The following is a 14,235-nucleotide window of genomic DNA, read 5'->3' as shown; positions in this document are numbered from 1 at the left end:
GCTGACCTCTTGGACTGGAGTTTGCGCTTCACCACGAGCGGACAGATTGAGCTCGAGGAAAAATCATGATGACTGTGAAGACGACCGGCACGAGAGCGACGGACCCAATCCGTCGGCGAGGACCTCAACCCGCTGCACGTAACGGGGCTTGATCTCGCAGCAGTTCCGCTATCTCGAAAGCTGCCCGTCCTCGCCCGTAGTCGGTGATTTCGCTCCGCACCAGATGCGCCGGCCCCTTCCAGAGCCGATTCCAGCCGTTGGTCACCGTCTCGGTCCATTCGGTTTCATCGCGCAGCGTAATGCATGGCACGCGATGAAAATAAGCTTCCTTCTGGAGACCGCCCGAGTCCGTATACACTTCCGCAGCGTGGTGCAGCAGCTTCGCCATGTCGAGATAACCGACCGGGTTAATGACGCGCAGCCCTTCCAGGCTCACGCCCAGCCGCGCGGCGGCGCCCCTGGTGCGCGGATGCAGCGGCAGGACCACGGTGCGCCCGCGCGACTGCTCTAGCAGGAACTGAACGACTTCACGGAGCCGCTCTGGATCATCCGTATTCTCGGCGCGGTGTACGGTTGCGAGCGAATATTGCTTGGGCCGCAGCTGCAAATCGGCCAGGATCGTCGAACCGATCTCGGCCTTCTCCAGCGCGAACACGGTGGCGTCGTACATCACGTCGCCAACGTGATAAACGCCGTTCACCACACCTTCGGTCGCGAGGTTCGCAATGGCCGTCGCGGTGGGGCAGAGATGAAGCGTCGAGAGATGATCCGTCACGATCCGGTTCAGTTCCTCGGGCATGCGCCGGTTGAAGGAACGGAGCCCGGCTTCGACATGGGCCACCGGAATGTGGAGCTTGGCGGCGGCCAGCGAACCAGCCAGCGTCGAATTGGTGTCGCCGTACACAACGACCCAGTCCGGCCTTTCGGCAAGCAGGATCGGCTCGATCGCCATCAGCATCCGCCCGGTCATGTCGCCGTGACCACCGCCATTGATGTCCAGATGATGCTTCGGCTTCGGGATCGCCAGCTCCTCGAAGAACAGATCGGACATGTTCGCATCGAAATGCTGACCGGTGTGAATCATCACTTCGGCCAGACCATCCGTTTCACGGATCGCCCGGCTGACCGCTGCGGCCTTGATGAACTGCGGGCGCGCGCCAACAACTGTAAGAATCTTGATCGACATCAGGAATACTTCGCAATGTCCGGCACATGCGCGACATGGTTGTGCATGCAGCCGAGGATGCGGCCGCGATTTTCTCGCGTCCACGCGATGGTCCGCCTAAGGCCTTCCTCATGCGCGACGCGCGCGACGAAGCCGAGCTTCTCGCGCGCCTTCGCCGGATCGCCGAAGCGCTGACCCGACCTGTCCCAGTCGCGCGCCGGCGTGAGCGCGATCGGGGTCTGGTTGCCGGTGATCGAGTTCACCCGCTTCGCCAGATCGAGGATGCTGGTCTCGACGCCCGAAGCGAGATTGTAGATCTCGCCGGGGTCACCCGAGAGGGCGCAAGCCATCAAACCGCGCGCCATGTCTTCGACGAAGATGAAGTCGCGCGAGGCTACCCCGCCATTCTCGACCGGAAGCGCTTCGTCGTGCAACGCCTTCCAGATGAAGGTCGGGGTGACGTTCCGCCAAACCGTGTGAACGGTGCCGCGCCAGCGGCCCGCACCCAGGATCTCTCCCGGCCCGTACACGTTCTGGAAACGAGCCTTCACGAAGGGGAGCTTGTACCGGGTGAAATAGTAGTTGCCGTACATCTCCCCGATCAGCTTGGAGATCGAATAGGGGCTGTCGTGGTACAGCGAGACCGGAGCATCCTCCGTCGTCGCCGAAGCGCCGTCGAAGGTCTTCTCGGCCACCGCGCAACCGGCTGCGGCATACACCACCTTCTGCAGTGAGCGGATGGCCTTGAGCCTTTCGAACAGCTTCAGGCTGGTCAGCGTGTTGTTGTCGTGATCCGCCATCGGATCGGCGATCGACGACTGGTTGCCGTGGAAGCATGCCAGATGGAAGGCAAAGTCGAGGTCATCGGGCAGTGCGGCGAGCACGGCGTCATCGGTGATCGGACGCGAGACGAACTGGATCCGGGGATCATCCGGCACGTTCGAGGCGTCGGCCGACAGCAAATTGTCGACGACAATGACCTTGGCCGGCGCTTGTTCAAGCAACAGCCGCACGAGATTTGAGCCGACAAATCCGGCTCCGCCGACGACGAGAATGGTCGATCCGTTAAATGACTTCATGATCAGCTCTTGGGTGCCACCAGGTGACTGTAAACGTCGCTCACGCCATGGGCGTCGTACCAGGCAAGCAGCCGTCGAATGGTCTCGTCGAACGGCACTTTGGCCTGCCATCCGAGACGCTCGCGGGTCCGGCTTGGGTCCGGAACGACCGACGGCACGTCGTCGTCGCCCACCGGCACCACCTTCACGTCGGGATCGGCCGGCAGGCCGAGGTGGGCACGCACGAGGTCGTAGATTTCCTTGATCGAGTGGCCGATCCCGCTCGATACGTTGAAGACGCCGGTCGGCGCCTGCTCGGCCATCGCGAGATCGACCGCAGCCAGGAAGTCGGACATATCGAGGAAGTCGCGCTGCGCGTCGCTGCAGAAGCAGCCCTGCCCGGCCTTCAGGCGCTTGTAGAAGGTCGGGATCGGACCGATCGCCAGACGGGGACCGGTCACGTTGGCAAGTCGCAGCGACATGTAAGGCAGGCCGCTCATCGCCAGATACTGCTCGCCGGCAACCTTCGAAATGCCGTAGCTGGTGAACGGCCGCAGCGGATGCTCGACCGGGATCGGCGTGGTTTCCGGCCGGCCATAGCACAGCACGGTCTGGAAATTCAGGATCCGGCTCGCGCCGGCGGCACGTGCCGCATCGATCACGTTCACGGTGCCATCGACGTTGGTTACGACGTCTTCCCGCCAGTTCGCCGGATCCTTGTAGGACGCGGCCGAATGCACCACATGAGTCGGCCGAAACCCCTCGAATGCCGAAGTGACGAGGTCCCGATCGGCGATCGAGCCTTCGATCAAGGTCAGGCCCGGAAGCGCAGGCACAACCTCGCGCTTGCCGGTGGCGAAATTGTCGATCACGAGGATCTCGTGACCTTGCGGCAGCCAGTGCTCGATCAGGTTCGAGCCGAGGCAGCCCGCGCCGCCGGTGATGATGATGCGCATGTCGCCGTTCCGATCAGGTGCGGATTTCCGCACGCGCTTCCTTCAGGTGCGTATAGCCGCCGACAACGCCTTCCTTCTCCCAGCGCTCGACCGACAGGCGGGCGATCTCATCGAGCGAGGTGAACTCGACGGCACCGAAATCCATGAAGGTGCGTGACGGGTCGAGCAGAATCGAAGGTGCATCGTCCGGGCCGAGCGGCTTCACTTCCGGCTCCGGATAATCATTGATCTTCATGGCCCGCACCACGGAATCGTAGAGCTCCTTGATGGCGACATCCTTGCCCGACGAGAAGTGATAGGTGCCGCGGCCGACACCACCGGCGGCCTTGACGACGACGCGGGCAAGATCGCCCGCGTAGCAGAAGTCGCGGCGCGCCGGCGTGACGAAGCACTTCTGTCCCTTGGCCAGCCGCCCGTAGAAGATCGGCAGCGGCCCCGACACGTTTCGCGGCCCGATCACGTTGGCAAGGCGGAACGTCACCCATTCGACGCCGGAGAACTGCACGTAGTGCTCGCCGGCCGTCTTCGAGATCGCATAGCTGGAATTGACCGGGTTGATCGGGTGGTCGAGCGGGATCGGCGACTGCAACGGCTTGGTGCCGTAGCAGAGCGCCGTCTGGAAGTAGATCAGACGCGAAACTCCGAAGGTCTTGCAGGCCTTCGCGATGTTGGCGGTCCCGACCGCGTTCACCAGCGCATCGCTGCTCCAGTCCTCGGGATCCTTGTAGGACGCCGCGGTATGGATCACGACCTCGGGCCGGAAGTCCGAGAACAGCTGATCGACCACCGCGGCATTCGCGATCGTGTCCTCGACCAGAGTCAGGTTTGCATGCTTGGTGAGGTTGTCCGCCCGGCCGGTCGCATAATTGTCGATCGCGACCACCGTGTCGCCGCGCGACAGCAGCATGTCAATGACCGTCGATCCGACCTGCCCGGCACCGCCGGTTACAAAAATCTTCATAGCCACCGTCCAGATTGAGAAGTTTAAGCCTTAACCATCGCGCGGAACTCGGCCGCCCGGTCATGAAACCGCTGGTGCCAGAGCTCCAGACTGAGGAGACCCCAGGTCTTTCGAGAGAAGCGGGATTGCCCGCCGAAGCTGGAGAGCACAACGTCGCTGTTGAAGAACGGCCGATGCTTCGAGCGCTGTTCGCCAAAGATGTCGAGCACGAAGTCCTTGAGCTCGCCGTCGAACCATTCCTTCAGCGGCACCGGGAAGCCCATCTTGTCCCGTCGCTGCAGCAGCGCCTTGGGAAGGGTGTCGCGATAGGCCGTCTTCATGAGTTGCTTCATCTGCCCGCCCATGAACTTCACGTCGGCTGGCACGGTCGCGAGAAACTCCACCAGCGGATGATCCAGCAACGGCACGCGGCTCTCCAGCCCGTGTGCCATGCTCATCCGGTCCTCGACGTGAAGCAGCGCCGGCAACAGGCACTTGAAGTCGAAATGCGTCATCTTGTCGAAGTACGCTTCCTTCTTCACGTTGTCCTGGTTGTTGAAGATCGCGCGGAACGACTCGAACACAGCTTCCTTGTTCAGCGCACTCCAATCGACCTCACCGACCATGTCGGTCGAACGATCGACCAGGCGGAAGTACCTCTGATCAAGATCCTCGAACAGGCCGGCGCGCCAGAATTCCTTGATCATGGGCTTGTATTCGCGCAGCAGACCGAGATTCGGCACAATCGACTCGATCGTGACCACGTAGTGGCCGCTCTGGTAGGTGCCATCGATCGCAGCTTTGATGCACTGCTCGAAATAGGCCACCAGGTAGCGCGCATAGCCGCCGAGCAGTTCGTCGCCGCCCTGCCCGCCGAGCACGACCTTGACGTTCTTGGCCGCGAGCGCGGACACCATGTATTGCGGGAACGAACCCGGCCCGGCGACCGGAAAATCCAGATGGTAGATCACGTCGCCGATGCTGTTGCGGAAGTCGGCGGCGGTGATGTCGACCATGTGGAGCGACATGTCCGCCAGATCGGTCACCGTCTTGGCGTAGCCGCTCTCGTCATAGCCGGGGAATTCGAGAAAGCGGCCGTGGAATGCATCGCGGCTGCGGTGATCCAGTTTGGACGCCATCAGCGCGACGAGGCTGGAGTCGAGACCACCCGACACGTAACCGCCGACCGGGACGTCGGAGCGCAGATGCACCTGCATCGAGTCGGACAGCAGTTCGGTGAAGCGCCGCTCGAAGTAGGCAGGGCTGCGATCGAAATCGACATCGTACTGCACGTCCCAGTACCGGGACGTCACGACGTCGCCGCCCTCGAGCCGCAGCAGATGGCCAGGCAGCAGGGCGGATATCCCCCTGAACAGGGTCTTCTTGCCAATCGTGTACTGGAATGTGAGATACTCACTCAGCGCATCCGCGTCGGTCTCGATGTCGCTCAGGAACGGCAGCAGCGCCTTGGCCTCCGAGGCGAAGTAGAAGACCTCCTGCTGCACCGTGTAATAGAACGGCTTGATCCCGAAGCGGTCGCGGGCGGCAAACAGCTTCTTGTTTCGATCGTCCCAGATCGCAAAGGCGAACATCCCGCGCAGATGATCGACACAGCGCTCGCCCCATTTGGCGTAGGCGGCGAGGATCACCTCGGTGTCCGAACTGGACTTGAACGTCCAGCCATCCGAGAGCTGTTCCCGAAGCTCGATGAAGTTGTAGATCTCCCCATTATAGGAAATCACGGTGCCGTTCGCGCCCTTCATGGGTTGGGCACCGGAGGGGGTCAAATCGATGATCGCGAGCCGGCGGTGAACCAGCCCGACGGCTCCGGCTTCATCGCTCCAAAGCCCCGAACCGTCGGGCCCGCGATGAGCGATCAGGCTGCTCATCGCATTGAGCGACGCCGCGCCCCTTGCAACGGGACGACCGGACAGAGATGCGAATCCTGCAATGCCACACATGAAGTCAGAAAACCCCGATATTCAAGCTCGTCGAAGAGACCACACTATCCGCGAATTCTACGCACCAGCGAGAGCATCTGGCGGACAAGCGCAACGACAATTGCGTGAAAGAAATTGGGCAGCAACCTGATTTCCTTCACATCCTCGATGTGATGTTGATGCGCCTGAAGAATGGCGCGGGTAAAAGATTCACGTAAGGCAAGCTCGTCTGTTATCGCACCAGGCGGCGGATCGCAATCGGGCAGTCGCCGCCCCTTTCGGATCGCAGCATCACGAACTTCCGCTAGCAGGCCTGCCACGAAATTCCTATAGCGGAACTTCGGATCGTCGACCAATGCACGGTAGCACGCCTCGATCCGCGCCTGGTTTGCGCTCTGGTCCTGCATCTGCTCGTAGACCTCATCGGCATTCGAGCAATCAGGCGCGAGCGCGATGTAGTGCTCACCCGCCTTCAGGGCGCCGGCGTAGTTGCCTGGCGTCAGGATCTGACAGGACCGCGCGATCGCCGCCTCGAACAGGCGCGGCCCGGCCGCAGTATACGCCTTCTTCATATCCTGACCCGGAAAGCACGCCTGCTCCAGTTCCTCGAAGCTCGCCGCCGGATTGCGCTGAAGCTGCCTCTCGACGCGTTCCCTCATCTCCCCTCTGGGATCCAGCAGGGAGCTTCCGCTCTCGCAGCCGAGGGTAAACCTGCTATTGCCCAGAAACTGCAGCCAGGCGTCGCCGACAAGAGCGTCACGCGCCTGCGTCGAGATATCCAGCTTCAGCCTGCGATCGGCCATTTTCGACCGGAAGCGATCGCCCAGTTCGGCCTTCACCTGGCCGACTCTTCCGTAATAGGCGGGCAACGCTCGCGCCCTGTAGCCGACGTCGATCGCCCTGTCGTTGAATGGTAGGGCAAAGCGCTGCATCAGACCGATGTCGACATCGTCAACATATCCCGTAAGCGCCTCGAGCACCCGCGCCTTCTTCTGCGCCCGAGGATAAAACTCCTCGCGGTGCTCGTAACATACCGAATAGACGAGATCGACGTTCCAGTCCGCGAGCCAGCTGTCGAGCACTTCGGCATGGTCGTACTCGTCTTGGGGCAGCGCCACCTTGACGGCATCCGACTTCCCGACAAAGTCGTAAGCATCGAGGATCCGATCCAGCCATAGCGACTTCGGCCGCGCCCATCTCCAGCACAAGAACGTGGTGTCGAGAACGATCGCATCGAAAATCTGTTCGCGCAGACGTGCCGTGACGGGTTGGCGCGCGCTGTGCAGCGTGTACTCATGCTCGGGAGCATATTTGACGAGCGCGAACGCATGATTGATCGACGTGCGTCGCGCCGACGCAAGATCGTCGAGTTCGTGCAGGATGAGAATTCGCATGACCGAAAATCAATCCTGCACCCGGCGACACGGAGCCGCGAGCGTCCTGCAGCGGATACAACGCTGTTGGGTGTCTTCCATCCCAATCCAGCGCATTTCATTCCTCTCGTGGGATGAACGGGTGCGGCCCATCACGAGATCTTCGGCCTTGTCCAACGACGCAGCGGGGCCCGAGCGAGGCGCGCAAACACACCAAACGTCCTCACCACAACAGTCCCCGCCGTTTTGGTCGGACGCCGGCGGCCTCGCTCCAGACGCTGCAGCGCTCTTCGGATCGTGGCCCGGCGACGTTCCTTCCTCATCAGCGCAGTGAGTTCTGCGTCGGCATACGGCGATTTGGCCGCAGCCATTTCGGGACGGAATGCGCGGTCAATGACGCGATCGACCTGCGCAACCATTGCCTCGAAGCTGTTGTCGGGATTGAGGGCAACCTCGCGATAGGCCCGATCGATGATCTCCTGGACCCGCGAGCGGTCGCGCAGCACACCAACGACCTCGGACATGTTGGAATGATCCTTTCTCAGCGGCACGTAGTGCCGCCAAGCCTCAAGTCTTCCGGAATAATGGCCGTCATAGAGGATCATTAATGTTCGCAACGCGGCTGCTTCGAAACAGCGCGGCGAAATGACCGAAAGAACGATCTGACCGTCTGCATCCTTGAAGTAGAGATCGCGCAGCGTGTCGAAACCTACCGCCGGGTCACGGGCCACATGTCGTTCGACGTTGCGCTGAATCTCGCCGGTGAAGTCACAAATGCTCGAGCCGCTTTCGGTGCCGAGGACGGCCTTGCAGTTCGCGAGAAACTCGATCCAGCTCTCGCCGTATATGCGATCTTCCTCGCGCGTCGACATGTCGCAGATCAGCCCGTACCCGGCGGCATCCGCCTTGAACCGATCCGCAATCAGCCACTTTTCCCGGGCAAAGCTTCCCAACCACGCCGGAAGCTTTCGCGCGCGATAACCGACATCTACAGCGCGATCCTCGAATGGCGGGACCGTCCTGCCGAGCAATTCAGTTGGAACGTAGCCGGTGAGCAAGGTTTCCCGGACGACACCCGGCAGTCGCTCCTGGGGATATACGTCGTCCATGATCTCCGGCGGGACGACGCTGAACAGGACGTGGATACCAAGCCCCCTCAAGGCGTCAGTAGTCTCATTCGTCCATCGATACTCGTCCTGGACGAAGGCGGCCTTCAGCCCCTTGAACCTGCTGATGGCCGCACGCAGATTGGGACCAATATAGTCGTCCATGCAGGCGACGAGAGAATAGTGGATTAGGACGCCGTCAAACCGGTCGAGCTCAAGCGCGTCGGACAGGTCGCCTTTCGAGTTGAAGATATGGATCGCGTGCCGGGATGATTTCCTCAGACTCATCACATGGTCGATGATCGTAGAGGCACTTCCTCCCGCGAAATCGCAAAGCAGCAGCAATTGAAGAGACCGCCCAGACGTGGGCGCCTCGACCGCCCGGCGCGAGAAATCGGAGACTGGGTGCATCTGTCTGTATGACTGAAGTTGATTTGGAAGCGCAGGCTAGTGCGGCTCTTTCAGAAAACATCGACCGTCGGCTTCGATGTAAGCCTCACCCGACCGCGGACACACAAGATCCACCCCGAGCCGCTCGCCGGCCCTGCTCATCCAGCCGATCCGTCTTGCCGGATTTCCTGCCATCAATGCAAACGCAGGGACATCCTTCGTGATGACGGCGCCGGCCCCGATGAAGCAGTATTCGCCCAGCGAATGTCCGCAGACGATGGTTGCATTGGCACCGATGCTGACGCCGCGCCCGATCGGCGTCCTGCGAAATTCATCTTTCCGCGACACGTCGGCGCGCGGATTGTTGACATTGGTGAAGACGCAGCTCGGGCCGCAAAATACGTCGTCGGCGAGCTCGACACCGTCATAGATCGAGACGTTGTTCTGGATCTTGCAGCCGTTTCCGATCCTGACATTGGGACCAATCGTCACGTTCTGGCCGATCGAGCAATTCTCACCGATCACTGTGCGCGACAGGATGTGACAGAAGTGCCAGACCTTGGTGCCGCGTCCAAGCACGGCACCGTCGTCGACGTAGCTCGACTGATGGATCAGCACGCCGGGGAAGCGCGGATCCTCGCGCATCTCGCTCATTTGTGCATCGCCTTCTGGGCGAAGGCGTGAACGCCATTGCTTCGAACGATCGGCGCATGGCGGAACGTGGACACGATATCGATCGAGGGGCGCACTTCGTCGAGCCTGAAGCCGCGGCCGGCGATGATCTCCTCGTAGCTTCGCGTGTGGAGATCGGTGAACCCTTCGGAGAACTCGACCTCTTCGCCATCGACGGTGATGGAGCGGAAGGTCGTCTTCTTGCCCTTCACGCCCTCCGGCAGGTCGTTGCGGTCAAGCGAAAGGAACCAGCTGACGTCGGCGCGCTCGCATTCCAGCGAGCCTGCCGCCCGCTCCGCCTCGCGCAGATGCGCCTCGTTGCGGCTGGCGGGTCCGAACACGAAGCTCAACATGTCGAAGAAGTGCACCCCGATGTTGGTCGCCACGCCACCGGACCGGTCTTCTGCGCCTTTCCAGGAGGTGTGATACCAGCGCCCGCGCGACGTGATGTAGGTGAGCTCGACCTTGTGGCGCTTCTGCGAATTCGCGAAACGATCCCGAAGCGCAATGATCGCCGGGTGCAGACGCAATTGCAGAATGGTGGATATCCGCCGGCCGGTATCGCGCTCGATCGCCGCCAGCCCGTCGATATCGCCGGGATTGAGCACCAGCGGCTTCTCGCAGATCGCGTCGGCCCCGGAGCGCAGCGCGAACCGGCAGTGCGCGTCGTGAAGGTAGTTCGGCGAGCAGATCGTCATGTAGTCGATTTTCTTGCCGTCGCGCTGCATCGCGCCGACGTAACGATCGAACAGCTCGAACTCCGTGAAAAACTCGGCATCGGGAAAATGGCTGTCCATGATTCCCACGGAGTCGTTGGGATCGTAAGCCACGGCGAGCTTCCCACCGGTGTCGGCCATCGCCCGCATGTGACGCGGCGCGATGTAGCCGGCCGCCCCGATCAGCGCGTAGTTCGTCATGAAGTCCCTCTCTTCGAACGTTCTGTTTGCTTCAGGCAAGCTACCGCACTCGGGGTGAATCAGCGTCACACCCGAGCCAAAATATTTCCGTCACGCCCGCCGGACAGCAGAACGCGCTCAAGCCGCGGCGATCAGATCCGCCCCGACGAGAACGCGCACCTTGCGGCCCAACAGGTTCAAGAGAACGGCCACACGATGGTGGTCGCTGGCATTTTCCACAAGCGCAAGACTATCGACGAATGCGCCATCGACAATTCGTACCGTGTCGCCGGGCGAGAAAGCCGCTCTGCGCACAAGCGTGATGAAGCCGGCCTCATCCTCGCGCGACTTCAAGGCATCGATGACGCCGTGTTCTACCACGGCCGGCCGATCGCCGACGCACACAAGATGCGACACGCCGAGCGTCGACTGGACTGCACGCCATCGCTGGGACTCGACGTCGATCCCGACAAAGAGATAGCGCGGAAACAACGGACGCGGCACAGTCTCCACTTTCCTGGCGTGACTGCGGCGCTTCATGTAGCGGGGAAAATAGATAGAAAACCCCTGCCGTTCGAGATTGGCGGCGGCCTTCACCTCGGCATTGACTTGCGTCTGCACAACGTACCAGTGGAAACCCGGCTCCATGGCCATCACGCTCCCTGTGGCTGCTTGGGACACAAGCCCAGCAGCCCCGGCGCGAGCACCCTCTCCGCCCCGAAATTGCTAACCGCCTGATCGAAGACAGTTCGCGCGGCCGTCAAATGGGTCACCACAACCGCATCGAACGGCTCGTCCACCAGCGCGTAGGAGGACACCACCTTTACCCCGATGAACCGGCTCGCGGTGGCGTCGGGATCGACGATGGCGAGGATCGCGATCGGGCCGTCGACCGCACACAGGATCGCGATCTCGCAAAGGTCCGACTGTCCGGCGAGCACGACCCGCCTGAAGCCGCGCGCCTGCGCGTCCTCAAACAGCCGAGCAAATTCCTCCTTCGCCTTGCGGAAGAGCGAAAAGGAGTCCGTAAGGAACTGGACGGTCAGGCGCGATTTTTCGGAGAAGCCTTGCGGGGTGAGGTAGTAGGCATAGCGCCGCGCAGGCGCCGACCCGACCTTGACGAAGCCTTTCTTGATCGCCCGCTTCAGGTAGGCATTGACCAGCCCGAGCGCGACGCCCAGTTCGGCCGCGATGTGCCGCTGCGATTGCGCGCCATCCGCCTCGAGGGAGCTGAGCAGTCCCAGCACAAGCCGGTCGCTGTCACCCTCATCCGTCGGTAGAATGCCTGCCATCACGCCTATCCCCACTGGAGAGGCTGATAGCGCGTTCACTCGATGAACGTCAAGCGAATTCGTTCACGCAATGAACACGTCAACTATCTGATTATAAATGGATTTTATTCACGCTTATGTGTCGGGATGGCCACACTTCAGGCCCGATCATGCCGTTCCAGCCAGATATCGCGCCGCGAGCGCTGAATAGCTGTAGCGCTGCGCGACAGCGATGCGATCCCCCCGGGGGCGGGCCGGACCGTTCAGGGCCGCGCACAGCGACGCTGCGAGCGCACCGGGATCATCCGGCGCGCACCGCGCGGTCACCAGGTCTCCGAGCCCGGCGAGCGCCGGCTCTTCGCAGGCGATGACGCTGCGCGGCGCGAACAGGCAATAGTCGAACAGCTTGTTGGGGCTGATGCCATGATAGTAGAGCGCGTTCTTGTGGAAGGCGACCACCGCGCAATCGGAAGCGTGCAGCATGCCGTGCACGACCGATCGATCGATTTCATCGTGAAATTCGACATTGGCAAGCCCGGCAGCCCGCTGTTTGAGCGCCTCGCGCGAGGTGCCCGACCCGATCATCACGAAATGAATCTCGGGGCTCGCTTTGCCGAGAATGGAAGCGGCGTCGAGAATGGCTTCCACGGCATTCGGGGGGCCCATGCCACCGGCGTAGAGTACGACGCGCCTGCCCTGTTGCTTCAGCACATTGATGCGGTCGATCAGAGGGTGAGCGAGATTCTCGATGGTCAGCGCGTTCTGGATTTCGTCGTCGGACACCCCGTTGGGAATCCACAGGAACTTGCCGGCCGCCAGGCCGCGCGCACGCATATGGGCTTCCGCGCCCGCCAGCAGACAGATCACGCGATCTGCCTCACGATAGGCGGCGCGCTCTTTCCAGCCGAGCACCTTCATCAGGGGATGCCATGCCGGGGTCATCCCAAGGGCAATGATGCTCTCCGGCCAGAGGTCGCGGATCTCGATCCAGAACCTGGCATCGAAGCGCCGCGCGACCTGATGCGCCGCCGAAATGAAGAACAGATGCGGGCTCGACGCGATCATCAGATCCGGTTTGCCGAACTGCGCGGCAATTGCCGACGCTGCCGAGCTTACGGCGGGACCAAAGCTCAGATTGTTGCGAAGCCGCCCCAGGCTGCCATTGCCGTAGCGCGGCGTGTCGAGGAACCAGAAGTCGACGCCATTGATCCGCTGCGGTCCCGGCGCGCGCGGTTGCCTGTGCAGATGATGGAAGCCGGCGCTGACCACCACCACCCGATGGCCCATCTTTGCCCAGGCGTCGGCCAGCCAGAACGGACGATAGTGACGGCCGAGGCCCGGACCGCCGGCAAAGGGATGCAGCAGCCAGATGTTCATGCCACGCCACCGGGCGCCGCAAATCGCCGGTAGAGCCGGTTGAGCTCCGCCGCGTCGTGCTGCCAATTGTAATTCCGGGTGACCGCCGCCCGCCCCGCCAGCCCCAATGCGATCGCGCGTCGAGGGTCGTCGGCGAGCCTGGAAAGGCTGTCAAGTAAGGCCGCGCGATCGTCGAGCGACACGACAAAGCCGCATCCCGCCGCCTCGACGATCTCTTTGGACTTCGGCAGATCACTTGAAATGACAGGTAGCCCAGCGGCCATATATTCAAAAAGCTTGGTTGGAAGTGACAGCAAATAATTAGGTTCGGGCAACAGCAGATTGAGCCCGATGAGACTTTCGTTGAGCAGCGTCGCGATCTCACCACGCCCCAGCGTGCCTCTGTATGACACGTCCGTGGACGTTTTCTCAAGCCAGGCCTGTTCCTCGCGGCCGATGCTCCCCGCGAGCACGAGCGGCAGCCGGACCGCCGCACATGCCTCCACCATCTCGACCAGTCCGCGGTCAAAGCTGGTGCGCCCCACATAGACCGCCTGACGTCGCCGCGCGGTCGTCGCCGTCGGCGCGATGAATTCGTCCAGCCGCACGGTGTTCCGGACCAACGTGACATCGGCACCGTAGGCACGGAAGCGATCGGCCATCGCCGGCGTCGCGGCCACGATCGCATCAAAATGCCGCGCGGCGTTTCGCTCCACCAGTTCCATCGCGCGTGCCACAGCCGGCCGCATCCAAGGCCAAATCCACCGCTTGGAATGGATATCCAACGGCACGTCCTCATGGACGTCGTAGATCACCTTGCAGCCGCGCCTCTTGAGCCGCAACGCGAACGGTATCAACTCGGGGTCGTGGAATTGCACGACATCGGCTGTGGCCGCATGGGCGAGCGCAATCGCTGCCCTTCCCGCCACCCAGGGACGCTTCCATCGCGCCATCGGCGGTATCTCGATCAACTTGAATGCAATGCGTCCCGGGTCACTCGGGCGCGGCGGCCGCGCCACGACGGTCACGTCGTGACCGGCCTCGGACAGGCTTCGCGCCTCCTTCTCAACAATTCGAATGTCGTTGGCGGAGTGGACGCTCGACAGCATGCA

13 protein-coding genes are annotated in these 14,235 nt (G+C 62.0%); all 13 read right to left on the bottom strand.

Annotation, left to right across the window (positions count from 1 at the left end):
* Window positions 1–124 precede the first annotated feature (124 nt).
* The 13 genes from wecB to Q0030_RS03335 all read right to left on the bottom strand — a co-directional run bounded on the left by wecB (window position 125) and on the right by Q0030_RS03335 (window position 14,232).
* On the bottom strand, window positions 125–1,186 hold the full coding sequence (gene wecB / locus Q0030_RS03395; RefSeq protein WP_298363182.1) for a UDP-N-acetylglucosamine 2-epimerase (non-hydrolyzing): 1,062 nt from the start codon (window positions 1,184–1,186) through the stop codon (window positions 125–127).
* The gene (locus Q0030_RS03390; protein WP_298363181.1) at window positions 1,186–2,244 is read right to left on the bottom strand and encodes an NAD-dependent epimerase/dehydratase family protein; all 1,059 of its coding nucleotides are present in this window, start codon (window positions 2,242–2,244) and stop codon (window positions 1,186–1,188) included. The genes wecB and Q0030_RS03390 overlap by 1 nt, the downstream gene beginning before the upstream one ends.
* 2 nt (window positions 2,245–2,246) lie before the next feature.
* Complete coding sequence (locus Q0030_RS03385) at window positions 2,247–3,179, bottom strand: NAD-dependent epimerase/dehydratase family protein (RefSeq protein WP_298363180.1); 933 nt, start codon at window positions 3,177–3,179, stop codon at window positions 2,247–2,249.
* Window positions 3,180–3,192: 13 nt separating this feature from the next.
* Window positions 3,193–4,140, bottom strand: a complete 948-nt coding sequence (locus Q0030_RS03380) for an NAD-dependent epimerase/dehydratase family protein (protein ID WP_298363179.1) — start codon at window positions 4,138–4,140, stop codon at window positions 3,193–3,195.
* Between the two features lie 23 nt (window positions 4,141–4,163).
* Window positions 4,164–6,080 carry an asparagine synthase (glutamine-hydrolyzing) gene (asnB, locus tag Q0030_RS03375; protein ID WP_298363178.1) on the bottom strand — a complete coding sequence of 639 codons (1,917 nt, stop codon included), beginning with the start codon at window positions 6,078–6,080 and terminating at the stop codon, window positions 4,164–4,166.
* Between the two features lie 44 nt (window positions 6,081–6,124).
* Window positions 6,125–7,453 (bottom strand): hypothetical protein, encoded by a 1,329-nt coding sequence (locus Q0030_RS03370; RefSeq protein WP_298363177.1) that lies wholly within the window; start codon window positions 7,451–7,453, stop codon window positions 6,125–6,127.
* 131 nt (window positions 7,454–7,584) lie between these two features.
* Window positions 7,585–8,883: a hypothetical protein gene (locus Q0030_RS03365; RefSeq protein WP_298363176.1), complete on the bottom strand. Its 1,299-nt coding sequence runs from the start codon at window positions 8,881–8,883 to the stop codon at window positions 7,585–7,587.
* 102 nt (window positions 8,884–8,985) lie between these two features.
* Window positions 8,986–9,582 carry an acyltransferase gene (locus Q0030_RS03360; RefSeq protein WP_298363175.1) on the bottom strand — a complete coding sequence of 199 codons (597 nt, stop codon included), beginning with the start codon at window positions 9,580–9,582 and terminating at the stop codon, window positions 8,986–8,988.
* Window positions 9,579–10,517 (bottom strand): Gfo/Idh/MocA family oxidoreductase, encoded by a 939-nt coding sequence (locus tag Q0030_RS03355; protein WP_298363174.1) that lies wholly within the window; start codon window positions 10,515–10,517, stop codon window positions 9,579–9,581. Before Q0030_RS03355 ends, Q0030_RS03360 begins: the two co-directional genes overlap by 4 nt.
* Window positions 10,518–10,634: 117 nt before the next feature.
* Window positions 10,635–11,150 (bottom strand): transcriptional activator RfaH, encoded by a 516-nt coding sequence (locus Q0030_RS03350; protein ID WP_298363173.1) that lies wholly within the window; start codon window positions 11,148–11,150, stop codon window positions 10,635–10,637.
* On the bottom strand, window positions 11,150–11,788 hold the full coding sequence (locus Q0030_RS03345) for a winged helix-turn-helix transcriptional regulator (protein ID WP_298363172.1): 639 nt from the start codon (window positions 11,786–11,788) through the stop codon (window positions 11,150–11,152). Before Q0030_RS03345 ends, Q0030_RS03350 begins: the two co-directional genes overlap by 1 nt.
* A gap of 147 nt (window positions 11,789–11,935) precedes the next feature.
* A complete protein-coding gene (locus Q0030_RS03340; RefSeq protein ID WP_298363171.1) occupies window positions 11,936–13,144 on the bottom strand; it encodes a glycosyltransferase family 4 protein in 1,209 nt (402 codons plus the stop codon).
* Window positions 13,141–14,232: a glycosyltransferase family 4 protein gene (locus tag Q0030_RS03335; RefSeq protein ID WP_298363170.1), complete on the bottom strand. Its 1,092-nt coding sequence runs from the start codon at window positions 14,230–14,232 to the stop codon at window positions 13,141–13,143. The genes Q0030_RS03340 and Q0030_RS03335 overlap by 4 nt, the downstream gene beginning before the upstream one ends.
* Between the last annotated feature and the right edge of the window lie 3 nt (window positions 14,233–14,235).

Origin of the sequence: uncultured Bradyrhizobium sp. (genome assembly GCF_947648125.1) — a bacterium.
Classification (GTDB): domain Bacteria; phylum Pseudomonadota; class Alphaproteobacteria; order Rhizobiales; family Xanthobacteraceae; genus Bradyrhizobium.
This window is presented reverse-complemented; position numbering and strand designations above follow the sequence as displayed.